Annotated in this window: 3 protein-coding genes; 1 reads left to right on the forward strand and 2 read right to left on the reverse strand. The window is 79.9% G+C overall.

Annotated features, from left to right (window positions below; genetic code table 11):
- The coding region (locus HLB09_RS15860) for a DNA-formamidopyrimidine glycosylase family protein (protein WP_246235604.1) at positions 1–971 on the forward strand (971 nt) is incomplete at its 5' end.
- A 158-nt stretch (positions 972–1,129) separates the two neighbouring features.
- Here HLB09_RS15860 and HLB09_RS18935 read toward each other — a convergent pair.
- On the reverse strand, positions 1,130–1,447 hold the full coding sequence (locus HLB09_RS18935) for a helix-turn-helix domain-containing protein (RefSeq protein ID WP_171204283.1): 318 nt from the start codon (positions 1,445–1,447) through the stop codon (positions 1,130–1,132).
- 275 nt (positions 1,448–1,722) lie between these two features.
- Positions 1,723–2,322, reverse strand: coding sequence for a CinA family protein (locus HLB09_RS15870; RefSeq protein ID WP_171204284.1), 600 nt, complete (start codon positions 2,320–2,322; stop codon positions 1,723–1,725).
- Positions 2,323–2,396 lie beyond the last annotated feature (74 nt).

Below are 2,396 nucleotides of genomic sequence, written 5' to 3' on the forward strand. Positions count from 1 at the left end.
CGCGGAACCGCTGGGGGCGGGAGGTCCGCGTGCCCGAGGGTGACACCGTGCTGCGCACGGCCCGGCGCCTGGACGCCGCGCTGGCGGGCCGGGTGCTGCGGTCGGCCGACCTGCGGTGGCCGACGCTCGCGGCCGCGGACCTGTCGGGGCAGGTCGTGCGCGAGGTCGTCGCGCGCGGCAAGCACCTGCTGGCCCGCACCGACGCGGGCGTCACCCTCCACAGCCACCTGCGGATGGACGGCTCCTGGCACGTGCAGCGCACCCCGCCCCCGGCCGGTGCGGGGCCCGGCCGCGCGCCGCGGCTGCGCGGCGGCTCCGCCGAGGGGGTGCGCGCCGTGCTCGTCACCGACGACTGGACCGCCGTGGGCCACCGCCTCGGCATGCTGGACCTCGTCCCGACGGCGGAGGAGGACGGCCTGGTCGGGCACCTCGGCCCCGACCTCCTGGCCGACGACTGGGACATCGACGACGGGAGCACCGACGGCGCGGGCGCAGCGGTGGCCGCCCTCGTCGCCGACGGGGACCGCGAGGTGGGGGCCGCGCTGCTCGACCAGCGGCTCGTCGCCGGCATCGGCACCTTCTGGATGAGCGAGACCCTGTTCCTGCGCGGCGTCAGCCCGTGGGCCGCCGTGCGCGACGTGCCCGACGTCGCCGGGCTGCTGGCCCGCACGCGACGGATGATGCGGGCGGCGGCGGACGCCCGCGAGCCGGTGCAGACGACGACGGGCGACACGCGACCGGGTCGCAACCGCTACGTGCACGCCCGGTCGGGCCTGCCCTGCCTGCGGTGCGGCACGACCGTGCGCGTGGCCCCGCTCGGGTCCGGGCCGACCGCCCGCAGCGCCTTCTCGTGCCCGGTGTGCCAGCCGGGACCCCGGCCGACGGACGACGGCCGCCCGCAGGCCCCGCTCGGCCACGACCGGCGCGGCGGGGCCCCGGCGCGCCGTCGCGGCACGTCACCCCGCGCCTGAGGTCGCCGGGGTGCGCCGGCCGGCGAGCGGGCGGATGTCGACGCACGACACCCCGCACGTCCGCGGACGTGCGGGGTGCCAGGGGTGAGCGCGGGCGCCGGGCCACCGCGGCGTCACGGGGGCCTCTGCGGCGCGAGAGGCGCCGACGAGCGTGTGGCTCAGGCGGCGCTGACGAGCCCCTCGGGCCCGCGGACGTCCTCGCCGACGAGGTCGTCGGGCACGACGTCGGGGACGAGGAGGTGCTCGGCGAGGGCGACCCGGTCGCTGACCTCGCTCAGCACCGCGGACAGCGGCGTCCCGAGGGCGCCGCAGATCGAGGAGAGCAGCTCGGAGGAGGCCTCCTTCTGACCGCGCTCGACCTCGGACAGGTACCCCAGGCTGACCCGGGCCGTGCCGGAGACCTCGCGGAGCGTCCGGCCCTGCTTCTGCCGCAGGTCGCGGAGGGCGTCGCCGAGCTCACGTCGCAGGAGGACCACGGGCTGACCCCCTCTCGGGCTCGGGGCGGGCGTCGGTGCGGAGGCCGCGCGGGCAGCGGGGGCGGTGCTCGCGGGGCGGGGTCCGGCGGACGGGCCGCCGGGGTGCGGCGCGACCGGCCGGGCCGGGGCGCCGCGTCGTGACGGGGTGGGTCGACGGGGCGGGGAGGTGCGTGCGCCACCACGGTACCCGGAGGGGCCCCCGGGCGGCGTGGGGAGGCGGGAGACGTGCATGACGGGAGAACGGGCGACGCGGGGACCGTGTTCCGCCGCGGGCGTCACGGGGAGGTCTCGCGGCCGCCGACGTCCTCCCCCCGGCTCCCCGCACGGAAGGGGCCTCCCTCCTCCGCCTGCTGCGTGTCCCCGGCGGTCAGGGACGGTGCGGGCGGTGTCGCCAGGGCGTCGGCGAGGAGCAGCAGCGCCTCGCGGGTGACCGCCGCGCGGACGGCGGCACGGTCGCCGGGCACGTCGAGCGCCACCACGCGGGCGCCCCACGGCCCGGCCACGGCCGCGAACGCGGTGCCGGCGGGGTGCCCGTCCGCGGGGCCCGGCCCGGCGACGCCCGTCGTCGCGACGCCGACGTCCGCACCGAGCAGGCGTCGTACGCCGTCGGCCATGGCCGTCGCGACGTCCGGGTGCACAGGACCTTCGCGCTCCAGGAGGTCCGCCGGCACGTCGAGGAGCGCTCGCTTGAGGTCGGTCGCGTACGCGACGACCCCGCCCCGCAGGGCGCCGGAGGCGCCGGGGACGTCGGCGAGGCGCGCGCAGACGAGGCCCGCGGTGAGGGACTCGGCGACCGCGAGCGTGGTCCCCTGCGCGACGGCCGCGCCGACGCACCGGCGGGCCAGGTCCTCGGCGCCCCCGGCGTCGCGCGACACCTCGCCTTCGGACCCGTCAGGCGTGCGGGCCACCGCGGGGCTCCCCTGCCGACCCGTCGGCAGCGGTCCCCGGG

The sequence above is a fragment of the Pseudokineococcus marinus genome (assembly GCF_013004605.1).
In the GTDB taxonomy this organism is placed as follows: domain Bacteria; phylum Actinomycetota; class Actinomycetes; order Actinomycetales; family Quadrisphaeraceae; genus Pseudokineococcus; species Pseudokineococcus marinus.